The sequence below is a fragment of the Saccharothrix sp. AJ9571 genome (assembly GCF_021725495.1).
GTDB classification, from domain to species: domain Bacteria; phylum Actinomycetota; class Actinomycetes; order Mycobacteriales; family Pseudonocardiaceae; genus Amycolatopsis; species Amycolatopsis magusensis.
Window position 1 is genome coordinate 336,187 of the sequence record NZ_CP091382.1, and the last position, 16,302, is coordinate 352,488.

A 16,302-nucleotide genomic window follows, 5' to 3' on the forward strand; every position below is an offset into this window, starting at 1 on the left:
CGTCTGCGCCGACGGAAGTCGTTCCCGGGAACGGTTACGACAGTCCTGTTGCCGCAACGGGCTGGTGCTGATAGCTGGCGGGAACATCGATCCCAGCAGGGCACGAGGCAACACGCCGCCACCGTCGGCCGTGCGGGCCATCGAGAGCGCAGCACCCCCGGTCCCGGGGCGCCTGAACCCGGCGTGTGGCCGCATCCGGCGCGGGTGAACCGGCGCCGCGGCGTCGCACGCCCGCGCACGTTCCTTACTGCCGGTTCACACCGGCCGGACGAGCTCGCCGGGCTTCACGCCACGGGCCCGCGGGCGCTCGGAACGTCGTGTCCCGCACACCGACGACCACCTGGAGGGCGGTGGTAACGCTGACACAGCACTAACAGTAACTGTCCACATGCAACGAATTGCGCCGGCCGGACAAGCCTGCTGACTCTTCTCAACTCGGTGTCTTGTCCGGGGCTTCCCTGCCTGGCCGGGGCACCGTCCCCGAGGGCCGGTCGCGCAGTGCGCGCCGAACACCCAACACCGCGCTATCGGCTCTCCCTACGTCCATGCGCCCCGCTGGTTTCCGCCAGGAGGGGCGCTTTTCACGTCTTGAGCGCGAAAGGCCATCATCATGACCACACCTGTCGACGACATCATCCTCTGCGGCGACTGCGGCAGCGCGACCCCGGCGCCGTTCCACCTAAGCCCCACGCTGGCCAGCTGCGACGACTGCGTGCGCACCCTGCACCGGTGCAGCGGATGCGGACAGATCTCCGACGTCACCTCGGTCACCGACGACGACCGCCGGATCTGCGAGTACTGCGAGCGCGCCGGCCGCTACCGCACCTGCGCTCAGTGCGACATCCTGATCACCGACGGATTCCTGTGCCGGAATCACGCTCTCGAGGAAGCGAACTCCTTCACCTGCACCCATTGTTCGGCGTCGTGCCGCTGCGGCTCCACGAACCGCTCCATGCCACCGACGGCCGCCAGCTGTGCCCACCCTGCTCCGAGTTCTTCAACCTCTGCGACTACTGCGACCTCTACGACAACGGCCTGCGCAGCACCGAAGCCGACCGCGACATGTGCCACGAATGCGCACACCGGCTCGACTACTACGAATGCCGGACCTGCTGCACTCTCATCGACGTCGGAAACTACTGCGACGACCACGACATCATCGACGAAGACGACTTCGAGGACCTGCACGGCTACTCGTACAAGCCGAATCCGGTCTTCCACGGCATCGGCCCCCGCTACCTCGGCTTCGAGCTGGAAATCAACGTCCCGCGCGGGTACCTGTCCGACCGCATCGACGACACCGTCGACGCCCTCGATGGCCTCGGCTACCTCAAAGAAGATGGGTCCATCGGCTACGGGTTCGAGCTCGTCACCCACCCGATGGCCTACCGCTGGGCCCTGGACTCCTTCCCCTGGCATCTGCTCGATCAGCTCGACCGCGCCGGCTGTAGCGGCGACGGCAACGGACTCCACGTCCACGTCAGCCGCGCCGCCTTCGCGGGGCCGTGTCACGTGTTCCGGTGGATGAAGTTCGTCTACCGCAACGCCCCCGACGTCCAGACCCTCGCCCGCCGCACCAGCGACTACGCCGCATTCCGCAAATCCGAACGCGACAACATCAAGAATTCGTGCAAGAACAAGTACTTCGGGCCGCGCAGCTGCGCGATCAACACCCAGCCCGAGCAGACCCTCGAGCTGCGGGTCTTCGCCTCCAGCCTCGACGTCCAGCACGTGCAGGCCGCACTCGCCTTCGCCGACGCCTCCGTCGCCTACACCCGCGACCTCACCATCCCCGACATCACCACCCGCGGCGGGTGGACCTGGGCCGCCTTCACCCAGTGGCTGCTGTCCCGCCCGCAGTACGCACCGCTCACCGCCGAACTGGAGGACCTGGCATGTGCATGCTGACCTACCTTCCCGCCGGGATCCAGCCCGACACCACCGCCCTGGCCAACGGCGCCATGCACAACAACGACGGTCACGGCTACGCCATCGTCGAAGGCGACCGCATCATTACCGGCCGCGGCATGGACGCCGCCGCCGTCATCGACGAGTTCGCCGCCCTCCGCGGCCTGCACCCCGACCAGCCCGCGCTGTTCCACAGCCGCTTCGCCACCCACGGCCCAGTCACCGAGGACAACATCCACCCGTTCCCGATCGGCGGAGACCCCCGCACCGTCCTGGCCCACAACGGAATTCTGCCGGAGGAGGCGCGCCCGTCCCGATGGGATCCGCGGTCGGACACCCGCATCGCCGCCGACGACATCCTCTCCGCGAAACGGTTCCTCGCCATCGATCGCCCGGCCACCCGGCGACGCATCGAGTCCTGGCTGGGTACCTTCAACAAGCTGGTCATCCTGACCGTCAGCCCGCGCTACCCCGATCACGGCTACCTGTTCAACGAGCGCGCCGGCCACTGGGACAACCAGATCTGGTACTCCAACCGCGACTACCTCGACCTGCACCCCGGCCAGACCGTGTGGTGGGGACTGGACGAAGGCTGTCTCTACTGCGGCGTGGCCGACGCTCTCGACGTCGACACGGGACTGTGCCTGGCGTGCGGAGCGTGTCCCTTCTGCGCCGCCGACAACCAGTCCTGCCCATCGTGGTGTTTCCGGTTGCTCGCCGACGTCTCCTGTCTCCGCTGCGGCGAGGACCTCGACGACTGCCCCTGCGTCGTCGCACCAGCACTCAACGGCTGACCGCCTCGTTCGACTACTGGCTGGGCGCGGCGACCGCCGTCGCGCCCAGCCGGAAGGGACCGCCATGTCCTCCCGTCCCGACACCGCCGAGTCGGCACCACCGATTCCTGCCGCCCTGGCCGACCTGCCTGTCGTTGGCGGTCTCGTCGTCCCCTGGGTGACGCCCCGTACGGCCGATGGCCGGTTTCTGCTCGGCGCGGTCGACGCCGCCAGGACCCACACGGCCATCCATCGGCGGCTCTGCGGCGTCTGCGGCCGCGGGCTCGCCGATCGCTTGGTCCTGCTTGTGCGCGAGTCCGACCTCGCCCGCTGCGCCAGCACCGAACCTGGGCTGCATCCCGTTATCTCGACAATCTTTGGGCCTCTGGAGGGTCACCAGTTCGTCCGGGCGATCATGGTCGCTCTTCGAGCATGGGAGCCCTTCTTGCGAGCTGAGCGCATCATCGACGAGACCGGTAGCAGCGTGCCGACGAGCGTGCGGATCTGGAGCTTCCGAACCGGTTCCTCCGGCATCTGCGCAACCAGTCGATGTCGCCAAACACCGTCGTGGCCTACGCCAGGGACCTGACCCACTTCTTCCGGTTTCTCACTGATGGGCAGGTGGACGTTCTCGACGTCGGGCCTGCGGTGATCGCTGACTTCCTGGATTACCTGGTGCGCCTTCCCGTTCGAGCAGCGGGCAAGCAGCAGACGCTCGCTGTGGTGACCAGTGACAGCAACGGGCCAGGCCGACGTCGCGCGGCAACCTCGATCAACCGAACTCTCGCTGCGGTATCCAGCTTTTTCGAGTTCGTCATCACCATCGAGGTGTACGAAGCGGACAACCCGGTTCGCAAGGTCGACGACTACGCACTGAGCCGTGTACCCGAACGTCACCAGCCATTCATGGGCAAGGCCAGTCGCCAGCGCCCGGTCCGCCGTGCAATGCGGGTTAAGACCGTCCGGGCGCTCCCACGTCCTTTGGCAGACGCGAACGTCGAAGTGTTGTTGGCTGCGTTGCGGACAAAACGGGATCGTGCGTGTTGCCTGCTGATGCTCGACGGTGGGCTACGCCCTGGCGAGGTCCTGGGAATCCGTGTGCCGGAGGATGTGCAGTACGGGCAACGGCGCGTCCATGTGCGCCACCGTGATGATCATCCCAAAGGGGCACGGCAGAAGTCGCGGTCAGATCGTGTTGTCGACCTGCATGACCCTCGAACGCTCGCTGCGGTCAGCGACTACGTGATGAACGAACGACCACGCGAGAGTGGATCGCCCTACCTGTTCTTGCTGGGCGGCAAGGGTAACCGACGCGACGAGCCCTTGGGCTACCAGGCGCTGTGGCGCGTCTTCAGCCGCTGCTGTGATCGACTCGGCATCCGCACCCCGTGGACCACACCGCATGCGCTGCGCCATACCCACGCCACTCAGATGTGGGAGGGAGGAATGCGCGAGCTGACTCTGCAGAAGCGGCTGGGTCATGTCTCACCGGAGTCCACCCGGCTCTACACGAGGATCAGCGACACCGAGGTGCTGGCTGACTATGTCGCCGCGACGCAGCAGATCCGGGGAGATACGCGATGACCGCGACCGAGACCTCGGCGTCTTCGGTGTGGTTACGGCATTTCACTGACACGGAGTACGACATGCTGCTGGAGCTGGCGCCGATTGGCGGTCAGAGCAAGACGGATAAGCGACGGGGGCGACGTGACTTTCTGAAGCGGTGGCCGGATCTGGCCGCCTGGTGCGAAGCTCCGCTGGTCGAGCGACTGATCCATCCACCTGCCGGACCGAGCGCCTATGCCGAGAGCCTGTTGGCCGGGCAGCGATTCTACCTGTGCGCCTTGGCCATGACCGGACGCTTGCCGGTCGACTATCCGTGGTTGCTGGTCCATCCCATAAGCAACCTCGTCCACACCAGCGGCCTGGCGCTCGGCCTGGGACCACACTGGCTGGACGTCCCGCTGCAAGAGGCCCAACGCATTGGCTACGACATGGCGACTGCCCGCCGATCGCTGCGTCACGCTTGCGTGCGCGTCGCGCTGGCCAAAGGCGATGCCCGGTGGGAGGCCATCACCGCGGCCGACCTGCGCCGCCAGCGCGACGAGATCATCGCCATTTCCCGTCGCACCGACGTTGCCGCGCTGCGGCCCGAGTTCACCGCCGGAACCGACGTCGCGGTCTGGTACAGGTCAATGCGGACCAACCCGCACGTCGCGCACGTCGTCCTGCACAGCCTGGGTGTCATCCCCGAGCCAGCCCGGATCATCTCGCTGTCCACGCAGCGCCATGCGCTGCCCGCTGCCTCCACCCAGATGGAGCAGACCATCACCCGCTACATCGAACGCGTGTCGCCTAACCGGACCCGGCACCGCAACAACCTCCGCGGTCGTCTGCGCACCCTGACCACCTGGCTCGCCGACCGGCATCCCGAGGTCACCAGCTTCGCGCAGCTCACCCGCGACCAAGTGGAGGAGTTCATCACCTGGGTGAACACCGAGTACCGGCACTACCGCACCGGCGCGCCCGTGAGCGTGGAAACCCGGCGCCAGACCATCTCGGTCCTCAATGTCTTCCTGCGTCAGAACCTGGCCTGGGGCTGGGACAACGTGCCCGACCGACCCCTGCTCAGCCACCTCGATCTACCCAGGAGCATTGAGCGGGTTCCCCGCTACCTGCCAGCCGGTCAACTCGCCGCGGTCGAGGACGCGATACGGGCGCTGCCCGACCCCTACCAACGTGCGGCCAACCTCATCGCCCGCTGGGTCGGCCCACGGCGCAGCGAGATCCGCCGCCTGGAACTCGACTGCCTGGACACCTACCCCGATGGACACCCCCGGCTGCGCATTCCCGCAGGCAAGACCTACGCCGAACGCAGCGTCCCGCTCCATCCCGAAGCCGCCGACGCTCTCCATGAGTGTGTCGAAGCCACCCACCACCGCCAGCAGCGCCATCTCGTCGACGAGGTCACCGGCAAGCCGACCCGCTACGTCTTCCAGATCCGGGGACGACTCATGTCGGAATACAGGCTGTTCGACACCGCCCTGCAGGCCGCCTGCGAGCATGCCGGTCTCGTCGACGAGACCGGCGCCAAGCTGGTCACCTCGCACCGATTCCGGCACACCGTCGGCACACAGCTCGCCGAGGAAGGCGCCCGCCTGCAGACGATCATGTCCGTCCTTGGCCACCGCAGCAGCACGATGAGCCTCGTCTACGCGCGCATCACTGACACCACCGTGCTCCAGGACTACAAGAATGCGCTCCAACCCGGCGCCCGCATCGCTGGCCGCGCTGCCCAGGCCCTGCTCAACAACGAGTTACCCCAGCAGTCGCTGGACTGGCTCGCCAGCAATTACTACAAGACCGCACTCGAACTCGGACACTGCCTGCGACTCCCCGAAGAAGGCCCCTGTGAGTGCGACCTCTTTCTGACCTGCTCAAAGTTCCTCACCACCGTCGAGTACACCCCGCGGCTCAAGGAACGGCTCCGCCTGGAACGCACGCTCGGCGAGGACGCCCTCCGACGCGGATGGCCCCGCGAAGCCGAACGACACGGCATTGTAGCCCGCCGCCTATGCGAACTACTCGACGAACTAGACCAAGAAGCTGATGTATGAGGCACTCGACCCGCCAGCAGCTGTCGAGGTCAGCGTAGGTCTTGGTTGTGCAACGTTGGGCTTGGCCTGTCCGAACGGCCAAAATGTCAGGCCCTGCTGACAAGATGCTGCCCGTTCACTCCACTCGCGATCACAAGGACACCAGCCACGCATGCGACCACGCGCACGGATCCGTCGACGACACCTTTTGCTCACCGCTGCGCTGGAAGGCCGCACGCTGCGCCCCCTCCGCAACCTCACCCGCCCCAGTCTGGGGGACCAGGTGACAGCCGGGGCCAGCGACCGATTCCTATGGGAATGCCTGATCTGCCGATACGAGTGGGAAGCCAAAGCAGGCAAGGTTGCCGCAGAAGGCAGCGGATGTCCACGCTGCGCCGGCCGCGTCCATGAGTCGCTGGCATCAGTCATTGTCTCCACCGCATTGGAATTCGTCAAAAATATCACACATCCAGGCCGACCGATCGATCAGATTAGCTGCCGCTCCTTGGATGTATGCCTATGGCGATGCCGATCCTGCGGAAACCAATGGAGGACACGTGTTTCACGGGCCATAGACGATGGATGCTCTTCGTGCGTACGTCGATCAAGCCCACCCGAGGAACCAGTGGCGGCATTGCGTTCGGATCTGATTCCTGAATTCCTTGCCAACCTCACCTCGGGACGCGATCTCCATCACCTTACACGAGGGTCTCACGACCGATGTCAATGGAAGTGTTCCGCCTGCGGTCATCGCTGGGTTGCTACGGTAGCGACGCGAGCAACTGCCGGTTCCGGCTGCCAAAAGTGCGCCCGCGTAAATAACGGACACAAACTCATGACACCGCTCAGCGTTGCATTTCCCAAACTTGCGCTTGAATTTCATCGAAATCTATCCCGGCCCGACCGTTCATCAGACACCACGCCCTCAGCGGGAATCGATCGAGTTGAGTGGAGATGCACGTTCGGACACCTGTGGAATACCACCGTTCGTCAGCGAAGCAAGCAAAAAACAGGATGCCCAACCTGTGGCGCCATGACACGAAGAAGTCGTTTCGAACTGGAAGTCGGCCATCTGCTTACGGCGGCGACCGACCTCACCGTTATTTATGACCTTCCGGTGAAATGCCAGGTAAATGGAAGATCCCAAACCTACCGCGTCGATATATACCTACCAGAAGTTGATATTCTGATTGATCTCGACCCCTTCTCTTGGCATAGCTCAGCCGCGAATATCTTGCGAGATCAGCGCAAGGCCGACCGGCTAACCAGTCGACACTACATCCGTGTGCGACCTCACCTCCTTCCCCCGTTGCAAGCGTCAACGGTAACTGTGAACGACCGAGGGACCAGTCCAACCCTCTGGCTGCAAGGCCTGTGCAACTACCTCATGCAGCACGAAGTTTCCGTACGTCGGTTGAGCGACAATCAAGTCAAGAAATGTTTGGCCACCGCGGCTCGCGAGTGGATAGACTTGATGGGCGCACCCCCTTCTCCGTCACTCGCTTCAGCGCATCCCAACATTGCCCGAGAGTTCTTCGATAACTGCGATCGACCCGGGATTACGCCGGAGTTGATGCATCCAGGGAGCAACGACCGGTGCGAGTGGAAATGTTCAACCTGTGGCCACGGTTGGACCACTACCGTGAACAGTCGTACCGCCGACTCCACCCGCTGCCCCGTCTGCGCTCGCATTACCGCTGGGCGACGACGGGCGCTCGCGATCGCTGGAACCTCGCTCGCCGATCTTCGACCGGACGTGGCGCAGTGCTTTCTGGAGAACCTAAGCAATCCCGGAGCAGGTCCATACCAGATCTATGTCAGCAGCGGCGACCGATGTCTGTGGTCATGCCCAGGTTGCGCCAATACTCGCGTCTGCCGTGTTGCCGATGCGGTCAGGGGGATCGCCTGCGCCAAGTGCGGATACGAAAGAATCGGTGTTGCACGTATTCGCACTTCCTCAGCACAAGGTCGCGTTCTGTCAATAAGCCACCCCGATCTTGCCGCGCAGGTCGATGCCGAAAGAACCGGACGTACACCGGAACAGATCCCGACTGCAGGGCGAGCGGCTATCTGGTGGATGTGCCCGGTCGGTGATGATCATCGCTGGAATGCTCCGCCCTACAGCAGAACTAATCCGTCACGCCCTACGGGGTGCCCGTTCTGTTCCGGTCGCCGACCCTCGTCAACGACCCGGCTTGACGTCACTCATCCCGAGCTTGCCGCTCAACTAGATCTGACCAAAACAACGATCCCTCCCGGGCAACTTACCGCTGGAAGCAACAAAATTGTGCCCTGGGTCTGCCCGGCGGCACCCGATCACCGTTGGACAGGATCACCTGCATCACGAGTAAGCAAAGGTCGAGTCGCACGCTGTCCTTTCTGTGCCGGCAAGAGACTCTCGGTGTCTAATAGATTGGACACTAAGGCACCGAAGGTTGCTTCGTACTTGGACACCAATAGAACAGGAAGGACTGCAGATCAACTTTATTTCCGGTCTCGACTTAAAGCAGTCTGGATCTGCATCTCAAACCCAGAGCACTTCTACACATTACCGGTCCGCGAACGTATTCTCACCACAGGGCGGTGTCCGCAGTGCCGGAAATAACCAAGATCGAAATCACAACTGACAAGTCTATGACACGGTATAGCCCAGTGCAGGCAAGACTCTAGGTCACGCACTGGTCACCGCGTACGGCCGTCAGCGACAAGGCGTCGAGATAAATCCGCATTGCGCTGCCTACACCACCGCGGCCTGCCCGATGGTCGCCGGGCGCCGCAGCCACTACCGCGCCAGCGCCCACAAGATCGACGCGGACGCCGTCCACGGCGCGGACATCGACCAACGCCTCGGCTCCCCCGCCGAGGCATGGCATGCCGTCTGGCTGACCCGCTACGACGTCGTCACCCTCCACCGTCACCCCACAGCCTGTTACTTGCTCACTCCGCCGCTGCGGATCCGCCCGGTCAGCGCGCCGCCGCGTGACCGCTCCTGACGATCTGCCCAATCCTGAAAGGACACTCCCGTGCCCTCTGGTGAAGCGCTGGTGTTCATCGTCAGCAAACACACCACCCCGCCCCGCCGACGCGTCCTGTGGCGCGTCAGTATCGCCGACGCCAGGAAGATCTGCAGCGACCCCCGCACCGCTGGCGCCCACTACATGCTCTGCTTCACCACCGAGAATATCGACCCCGCCGCGTTCGTGTACGTGCCCGACAACGGCCGCCACGCCGATGTCCTTCACGACCACGACATCCGCGTCATCCGCGATCACACCACGCGCCAGCCGGCCAGGAAACGCCAGGTTCACCGGAACCCGAAAACCGAGGCCTCCGCTGGCACCTCGCCGCCCTCGGGCAGTGAGGTGCCGTGACAGGGGCATTGCCGCGCAAGGAGTCCGGGTGCCGGTCGGGCCGTCGCACTCTAGCGGAGCCTGGCGCCGCCGCAAGCCCGCGACTGTGCAGGCCGGCGGCGGATTCGCGGTAGGGCGGGCTTGTGCGGCGTCGCGGGCGGCTCCGCTCTGTCGAGTGCGTCCCGACCGGGACACCCGCACTTTCCTGCTGTGTCAGTACGTGGCAGGCCGAGTGCGGGGTTCGGGGCTGGCCGCCGCTGGTGCGGCGGCCAGCCGCTCCCGTGTGAAGGAGTCACTGTGACCAGCACTATGGATTTTCCCGCTCAGCGCGACGACGAACGGCTCACTGACACCGCCGCGGCACCGGGCGAGGCTGTCGAGGCGCCGCAGGACGCCGACGAGCCCACCGAGCTGCCCGACACCGGCAGCGCCGACGAGACGCTGACCGAGCAGGAGTTGCAGGCGCGGCGGGCGGAGCGGGAAGCCGAGTACGACCGAATCCTGCACCTGGACCCGGACGACGTCGTGATCGATGAGAACGTACGCACCGAGAATATCGACACCGATCCGGACACGGTCCGCGACATGCGCAACCGCGGCGTGGACACCGCCGTGCGCGGCTACCGGGCCGACGACGGCACCGTGATGATCACCTGCGGTCAGCGTCGTGTCCTGCACGCCCGCAAGGCGGGGTGCACCGTGCCGGTGTGGATGCAGGCGCCGCCGTCCGAGGATGAGCGCAAGGCGACCATCGAGCGCGTCGTACGGCAGATCAACGAGAACGATCTGCGTGTGCCGCTCACACGCGGGGACAAGTACCGCGGGGTCAAGCAGCTCGCGGCGTTCGACCTCACCCCGACTGGCATCGCCCGCAAGCTCGGCCGGGGCAAGGGCGGCAAGGAGCACATCGAGAACGTGCTCAAGGTCGGTGAGTCGGAGCTTGCGGCGAGGGCGGCCGACCGGTTCTCCCTCACGCTGGACCAGGCCGCGGTGATCGCCGACTTCGAGGGCTACGGCGACCACGCCACCGCCAAGGAGCTGATCCGGATCGCGAAGGTCGAGCCGAACAACTTCGCCGTCTACGCCGAGCACAAGCGCCGCGAGCACGCCGAGTCCGAGCAGGTGCGGCAGCTGACCGAACAGCTCACCGCGGAGCTGACCGAGGCGGGCCTGGTCATCCTCGACGACACGATCTCAGACTTGTCCGGGCCGGCGCGGTCGCTGGATCGGCTGCGTCCCTCACCAGAGAGCGAGCCGCACACTCCGCTCACCGCGGACGAGCACGCCTCGTGCTCCGGTCGCGCGGCCTGGATCGAGCAGGACCACGACGAGGACGGCAAGCCCACTGTGACGGCCGTCTACGGGTGCAGCGACTTCATCGAGCACGGCCACGCCCTCGCGCACGCCGCCCCCGGGCGCGCCGATTTCAGCACCGACGCCACCTCCGCCGATGGCACCGACAACGCCGCCGCCGAGGCCGAGGAGGACGCTGCCGAGGACGCCGCGGCCAAGCACACGGCCGCGCTCGAGGCCCACATGGCGCAAGAGCGCGAGCGCCTGGCCGCGTCGATCCGGCGCAAGTGGGTGATCGATAACAACAAGCTCTGGGACGCCTCGACCACGCCCCGCCGGGAGTGGCTGGCGGGCTTCGCCCAGCGCAAAAAAGCGCCCACCGGAGCGGCGCAGTTTCTGGCGGTGCAGAAGGCCCAGGGCACGCACGAGCTGCGCAGGGCGATGGAGCGCAACCACCCGCTGGCGCACAAGCTGCTCAAGCTGCCCGAGCCCGGGATGGGTCAGCCCAACCAGCTGCCCGGCCGGATCAGCGCCGCCAGTGCCGCACAGGCGACGCTGTTCGACGTGTTCCTGACGCTGTGCGCGATCGAGGACTCCCTCAGCCGTAACGCGTGGCGCACCCCGTACGGGGTCGAGCGGGACTACATGGCAACGATCATCGGCTGGGGCTACCGCGCCTCCGATGTCGAGCGCAAGGTGATCAACCCCGAGCGCGAGCAGGACGTCGTCGCCGCCAAGCTCGGCGCCGCGGGCGCCGGGACCCCGGACCGGGACGACACGCGCACCAGCGACTCCGAGAACGACCCCGACGCCGACGGCCCCGGGATCGACGACGACAGCGGCGAGGTCGACGAGGAGGACCCTGCCGACCTCGGCACCGAGGACGTCCAGTCCGCCGAGGCCGACACCGAGCACGCCCCGGATGCCCACGGGGGTGGCATCGACGACGCGGAGTTCTCCGCGTCCGAAGGCGGCGACGCCGACCCCTCCGGGAACTCCACAGAGGGAGCTGAGCTGCTCAGCGCCACGGCGTAGCCGCTGGCGACTCCTGTCCGGCGGGGTGCTCGCACGTCAGCGGCGAGCACCCCGCCGGTTCGTCCTGTGCTCACCCACCAGCTTCCCGGCCCGTTCTGGGCCGGGTGGAATGGAGATCGGATGCACCCGCATCTTCCCCCCGCTGCGCAGCAGTTCCACCGCACCACCACGTTTGCGGCGTCGCACCACCCCGTGTGGCCGCATGTCCAGCTCCCGCCCGGTCCGGACTGGGCGCACGCGGTGTGCCGGTGCGGCTGGGCCGAGTGCGCCGAGTCCCGCCACGACGCCCGCGTTCTCGCCCGACACCACCGCCGGTTCGCCCCCCGTCACATGATGTTCCACCCTGGCTGGGCGTGCCGGATCGGCGAGCGCGATCACCAGGCCGACGCCACCGGTGTGCACGTGTCGATCACCGGCCAGCACCACGGCTGGGCCCTCGCCGACGGCATCGGCGACCACGTCAACGCCGCTCACGCCGCCGCACACGCCGCGGCGAAAGCCTCCTACGTCGCCGCCGAACACGGCGCTGTTGCCGGGTTGCTCGCCGCTGCCGAGACCTTGCCCGGCGGCGCCGAGGACACCGTCATGGTCGTCGTCACGCCCCTGCCCAGCCACGAAGGTGGTGGCTGGGACATAGCGTGGGTGGGCAGCTGCCGCGCCTACGAATACCGCGCCGACACCGAGGTGCTCACCCAGCTCACCGAGGACCACACCCGCGGTCAGGAACTGCGCACCGCACTGGCACACAGTTCGTCCTTCAGCCCGGGCGAACTCGAGAAGCTCGCCGCCGCCAACGACCGCATCGTCACCAGTTCGGTAGCCACCGCGACCCCGAGCACCCTCGGGCACACCACCACCCGCGGACGCCGCCACCGCCTGCTCCTCACCAGCGACGGTATCCACAACACGGTCCCCCACCGCTCCCTCGCCCGCGCCGCCGCCACCTTCACCGACCCGGCCACGCGCGCGCGCAAGCTCACGCTCGCCGCCCGCTATTTCGGCGGCACCGACAACGCCACCGCCCTGGTCATCGATCCCACCTCCGACAGCGAGGCGAGGGCATGAACACCTCGCCGCACCTGCCGGTCCTCCCGCCCACCACCTCGTCGGCGTTGCTCGACGCCGCGTTGGAGGCCGCCGACCGCGGGTGGGCGGTGTTCCCGCTCGCGCCTCGCACGAAGCGGCCGGCGATCGCGCGCTGGGAACGCCAGGCCACCCGCGACCCGGCACGGATCCGCCGGTGGTGGCGCCGTCACCCCGAGGACAACATCGGCGTGGCGTGCGGTCCATCGAGGTTGCTGGTGCTCGATCTCGACGCAGCGCATGGCCGCGTCCCCCCGCGCTGGGCTGCCCGGGGAGTCAGCCACGGCCGCGACGTCATCGCCCTGCTCGCCGCCCGCGCCCACCAGCCTGACCCGGTCGACACCCTCATCGTCGCGACACCGCGCGACGGCGAGCACCGGTTCTTCCGGCTCCGGCCGGGCACGGAGGTGCGCAGCACGGTCGGCGAACGCGGACGCGGACTCGGCTGGCACGCCGACACCCGCGGGCCGGGCTCGCTCATCGCCGCGCCGGGCTCCGTCGGGCTCGTACACGGCCAGCCGGTGCCCTACCGCATCGTCCGCGACGCCCCGATCGCGATCCTGCCGGACTGGCTGATCACCAGACTCACCCCTCCACCACCGCCACCGCGCCCGGCCCCCGGCCCGGAGCTGCCCGCCACCAGCCGGCGGGTCACCGCCTACGTCCGCGCCGCGCTCGACGCGGAGACCCTCAAAGTCGCGGTGGCCGAGGAAGGCCAGCGGCACATCACCCTGTACGCGGCCGCCGCCGCGCTCGGTGAACTGCTGGCTAACGACTGGATCAGCCACTCCGCCATCACCTCCCACCTCACCGAAGCCGCCCGCCACCACGTCGGCGTCGCCGAGTTCACCTGGCAGGAACTGACCACCACCATCCGCGACGGCATCGCCGCCGGGCGCCGCACCCGCCGCATCCTCCCCGACCGTCCACAGGAGGCCCACCGTGCCCGCTGACCCCGTCACCGCCGCCGCCCGGACCTGGCTGTGGCAGCGCAAACCGCTCAGCACCGACCTCGAAAAGGTCCTCATTCCTTTGCATGAGCCGCTGCCCGTAGACCTCCAGATCTCCTTGCAGCGCCGCTACCACGCCGGCGACCGCGTCCACTTCACCTACGACAGTGGCCCCCACGACGCCTCCGAGCGCACCGGCACCGTGGTGCAGGACCAGGGACAGTGGCTCGCCATCGACGGCGACCCCGCGGGTGGCTACACCATCCACAAAGTCCATGTACACCCCGAACACCCCGCCGCCACCGAGACCTCCCCCGGCATCGACGCCGCGAAACTGGACCTGCCGCACCACCGACCGGGTGTGTACTACGACCGGCACACCGCCACCGCTCGGTGGAGCGTCGGCGCCCCACACACCAGTGGATGGCAACGGCAAGCGCGCCTGCGCATCGCATTCCAGCCCGACACCGGGTTCGTCGCGACCCTTTGCAGCGTCGAAGAACTGTTCCGCGACGGCGTCCGCCATGAACGTCTCCTCCCGCCCGACTCGCTCGTCGTGCACCACCACCGCACCACCCGGCTCAGCCACCGTGCCGTCGAGGAATGCCTCCGTACCGCGATCGACATCGTGGTCCATGCCGCACAGCGACTCGAACCCGTGGTGTGCACCCACTTCGTCTCCGAGCACACCGCCGCCACCACGGCCTGACTTCAACCGAGGTACCGTGATGACGGACGTGTATCTGGGTGTCCATCGTGGACGCTGGCTCGAACAACTCCGCGTGCCGATGTGCGTGTCGCTGAACATCCTGCACACCTACGCCAGCGACTGGGAACGCCACCCGAAGGCATTCACGCCCTGGGTACTCGACAGTGGCGCGTACAACGAGATCTCCCGCTTCGGCCGGTGGCGCGTTGACCCCGATCTGTTCGGATCGCGCGTGACCCGCGTCCTGCATAACGTCGGCACACCTCCGATTTTCTGCTCACCGCAGGACATGCCTTGCGAACCCTGGTCTCTCAAGGCCTCCAGGCTGACCGTTGGGATGCACCAGTACTACACCACCGAGAACCTGCTGTACCTGCGTGACAATTTCCCATTCATACCCTGGATTCCTGTCCTACAAGGCTGGGAGCTGGCGCACTACATCGAACACGTTGTTCAGTACCGCAAAGCCGGAATCGATCTGACACGGGAGCCGCTGGTCGGGGTTGGCAGCCTGTGCCGACGCCAGCGCGGTGATACCGCGACAGTCGTCCGAATCATCCGCCAGCTTCGCGACATCGGTATCTCCATCCATGGGTTCGGCGTCTCGTTGGACGTCCTCGCGCGCCGCCCGACGGATATGTCCAGTATGGACTCGATGGCATGGTCGCGCACAGGGAGATGGAGTAACCGACCTCTGCCTGGGTGCACTCACTCCGGGCCGTGTAACAACTGTCGAGACGCGGCCTTCCGCTGGTATCGCAGGGCTGTGGAACTGACCGGTGAGCCCGCTCTGAGGCGGTAGTCCAGCACTCGGGCGGTGTGCGCGTGCCCCGCGCGGCACCCTAGCGCACCGCGAGCCCGGCCATCCGCCGTAGCGCCACGTCACTTCCACGATCCATGGCCGGGCTTGCGGCGCGCTCGTCAGGTGCGCACGGCACGCACCTCTCCGCCCGACTACGGGAGCGACTGCGTGTCTATCCGTCTCCGATGTTGATATCGAAAGGATTCGCCGTCATGACCAGTGTTGATGATCGTGAGACGACCACGCTCCGGTACTCCGAAGTGGAGCGGGCGCGGCAGGAATACGAGGACTTTCGGACCCGGGTACGCGACCGCGCCATCCGAGGTTACCGAGAGGCCGAGATGGACCTGGACAGGCTCAACTGCGCCTTGGAACGGCTGGGGCTGACGCCGTACGTCACCCGCTACAGCCAAACCCGCGTCATCCTCACCTTCGATGTCCGTACGCCGCACGATGACGCCGACGAGGCGTTCCCCTACGTCGATCGGCTCAGGGTCAACCACGCCTCCGTGCAGGAGACGATCGCCCAGATGCTCAGCGACGCGGTCGGGACCGATGCCGCGCTCATCGACACCGTCAGCGTCGGCGTGGGATGGCCGCGTATCCATGACGAGGAGGCCGAGCGTGGCTAAGTCCGCTGCGGAGCTGCGTACGCTGGCGCACAACGGTCTTCGTGCCGTCCACGGCGCCGGGCCGCGACTCGCGGCCCAGAAACGTGCCGCCGCCCGATCCTTGCTGGATCAGGCACGTCGCCGTGACCTTTTTGAGCACGCACAGCAGGTTGGTAACGCCAACGTCACGCT

The 16,302-nt window shown here is 66.6% G+C and carries 13 protein-coding genes; all 13 read left to right on the forward strand.

Annotated elements, in window-relative coordinates:
• Window positions 1–924 precede the first annotated feature (924 nt).
• The 13 genes from L3Q67_RS01675 to L3Q67_RS01735 all read left to right on the forward strand — a co-directional run bounded on the left by L3Q67_RS01675 (window position 925) and on the right by L3Q67_RS01735 (window position 16,131).
• On the forward strand, window positions 925–1,908 hold the full coding sequence (locus tag L3Q67_RS01675) for a hypothetical protein (RefSeq protein WP_499187824.1): 984 nt from the start codon (window positions 925–927) through the stop codon (window positions 1,906–1,908).
• The gene (locus tag L3Q67_RS01680) at window positions 1,902–2,702 is read left to right on the forward strand and encodes a class II glutamine amidotransferase domain-containing protein (protein WP_499187825.1); all 801 of its coding nucleotides are present in this window, start codon (window positions 1,902–1,904) and stop codon (window positions 2,700–2,702) included. Before L3Q67_RS01675 ends, L3Q67_RS01680 begins: the two co-directional genes overlap by 7 nt.
• A 528-nt stretch (window positions 2,703–3,230) precedes the next feature.
• On the forward strand, window positions 3,231–4,265 hold the full coding sequence (locus L3Q67_RS01685; RefSeq protein ID WP_499187826.1) for a tyrosine-type recombinase/integrase: 1,035 nt from the start codon (window positions 3,231–3,233) through the stop codon (window positions 4,263–4,265).
• On the forward strand, window positions 4,262–6,298 hold the full coding sequence (locus L3Q67_RS01690) for a tyrosine-type recombinase/integrase (RefSeq protein WP_499187827.1): 2,037 nt from the start codon (window positions 4,262–4,264) through the stop codon (window positions 6,296–6,298). The genes L3Q67_RS01685 and L3Q67_RS01690 overlap by 4 nt, the downstream gene beginning before the upstream one ends.
• Window positions 6,299–6,449: 151 nt before the next feature.
• Complete coding sequence (locus L3Q67_RS01695) at window positions 6,450–8,882, forward strand: zinc-ribbon domain-containing protein (RefSeq protein WP_499187828.1); 2,433 nt, start codon at window positions 6,450–6,452, stop codon at window positions 8,880–8,882.
• A gap of 154 nt (window positions 8,883–9,036) precedes the next feature.
• The gene (locus tag L3Q67_RS01700) at window positions 9,037–9,270 is read left to right on the forward strand and encodes a hypothetical protein (RefSeq protein WP_499187829.1); all 234 of its coding nucleotides are present in this window, start codon (window positions 9,037–9,039) and stop codon (window positions 9,268–9,270) included.
• A 30-nt stretch (window positions 9,271–9,300) separates the two neighbouring features.
• Window positions 9,301–9,648 carry a hypothetical protein gene (locus tag L3Q67_RS01705; RefSeq protein WP_499187830.1) on the forward strand — a complete coding sequence of 116 codons (348 nt, stop codon included), beginning with the start codon at window positions 9,301–9,303 and terminating at the stop codon, window positions 9,646–9,648.
• A 276-nt stretch (window positions 9,649–9,924) separates the two neighbouring features.
• Entirely contained in the window at window positions 9,925–11,955 is a 2,031-nt protein-coding gene (locus L3Q67_RS01710) for a ParB N-terminal domain-containing protein (RefSeq protein WP_499187831.1), read from the forward strand.
• A 120-nt stretch (window positions 11,956–12,075) separates the two neighbouring features.
• Complete coding sequence (locus L3Q67_RS01715; protein ID WP_499187832.1) at window positions 12,076–13,020, forward strand: PP2C family protein-serine/threonine phosphatase; 945 nt, start codon at window positions 12,076–12,078, stop codon at window positions 13,018–13,020.
• Window positions 13,017–13,991, forward strand: a complete 975-nt coding sequence (locus tag L3Q67_RS01720; protein WP_499187833.1) for a bifunctional DNA primase/polymerase — start codon at window positions 13,017–13,019, stop codon at window positions 13,989–13,991. Before L3Q67_RS01715 ends, L3Q67_RS01720 begins: the two co-directional genes overlap by 4 nt.
• Window positions 13,981–14,697 (forward strand): hypothetical protein, encoded by a 717-nt coding sequence (locus L3Q67_RS01725; RefSeq protein ID WP_499187834.1) that lies wholly within the window; start codon window positions 13,981–13,983, stop codon window positions 14,695–14,697. The genes L3Q67_RS01720 and L3Q67_RS01725 overlap by 11 nt, the downstream gene beginning before the upstream one ends.
• A gap of 19 nt (window positions 14,698–14,716) precedes the next feature.
• Window positions 14,717–15,499, forward strand: a complete 783-nt coding sequence (locus tag L3Q67_RS01730; protein ID WP_499187835.1) for a deazapurine DNA modification protein DpdA family protein — start codon at window positions 14,717–14,719, stop codon at window positions 15,497–15,499.
• 212 nt (window positions 15,500–15,711) lie between these two features.
• On the forward strand, window positions 15,712–16,131 hold the full coding sequence (locus L3Q67_RS01735; RefSeq protein ID WP_499187836.1) for a hypothetical protein: 420 nt from the start codon (window positions 15,712–15,714) through the stop codon (window positions 16,129–16,131).
• Window positions 16,132–16,302 lie beyond the last annotated feature (171 nt).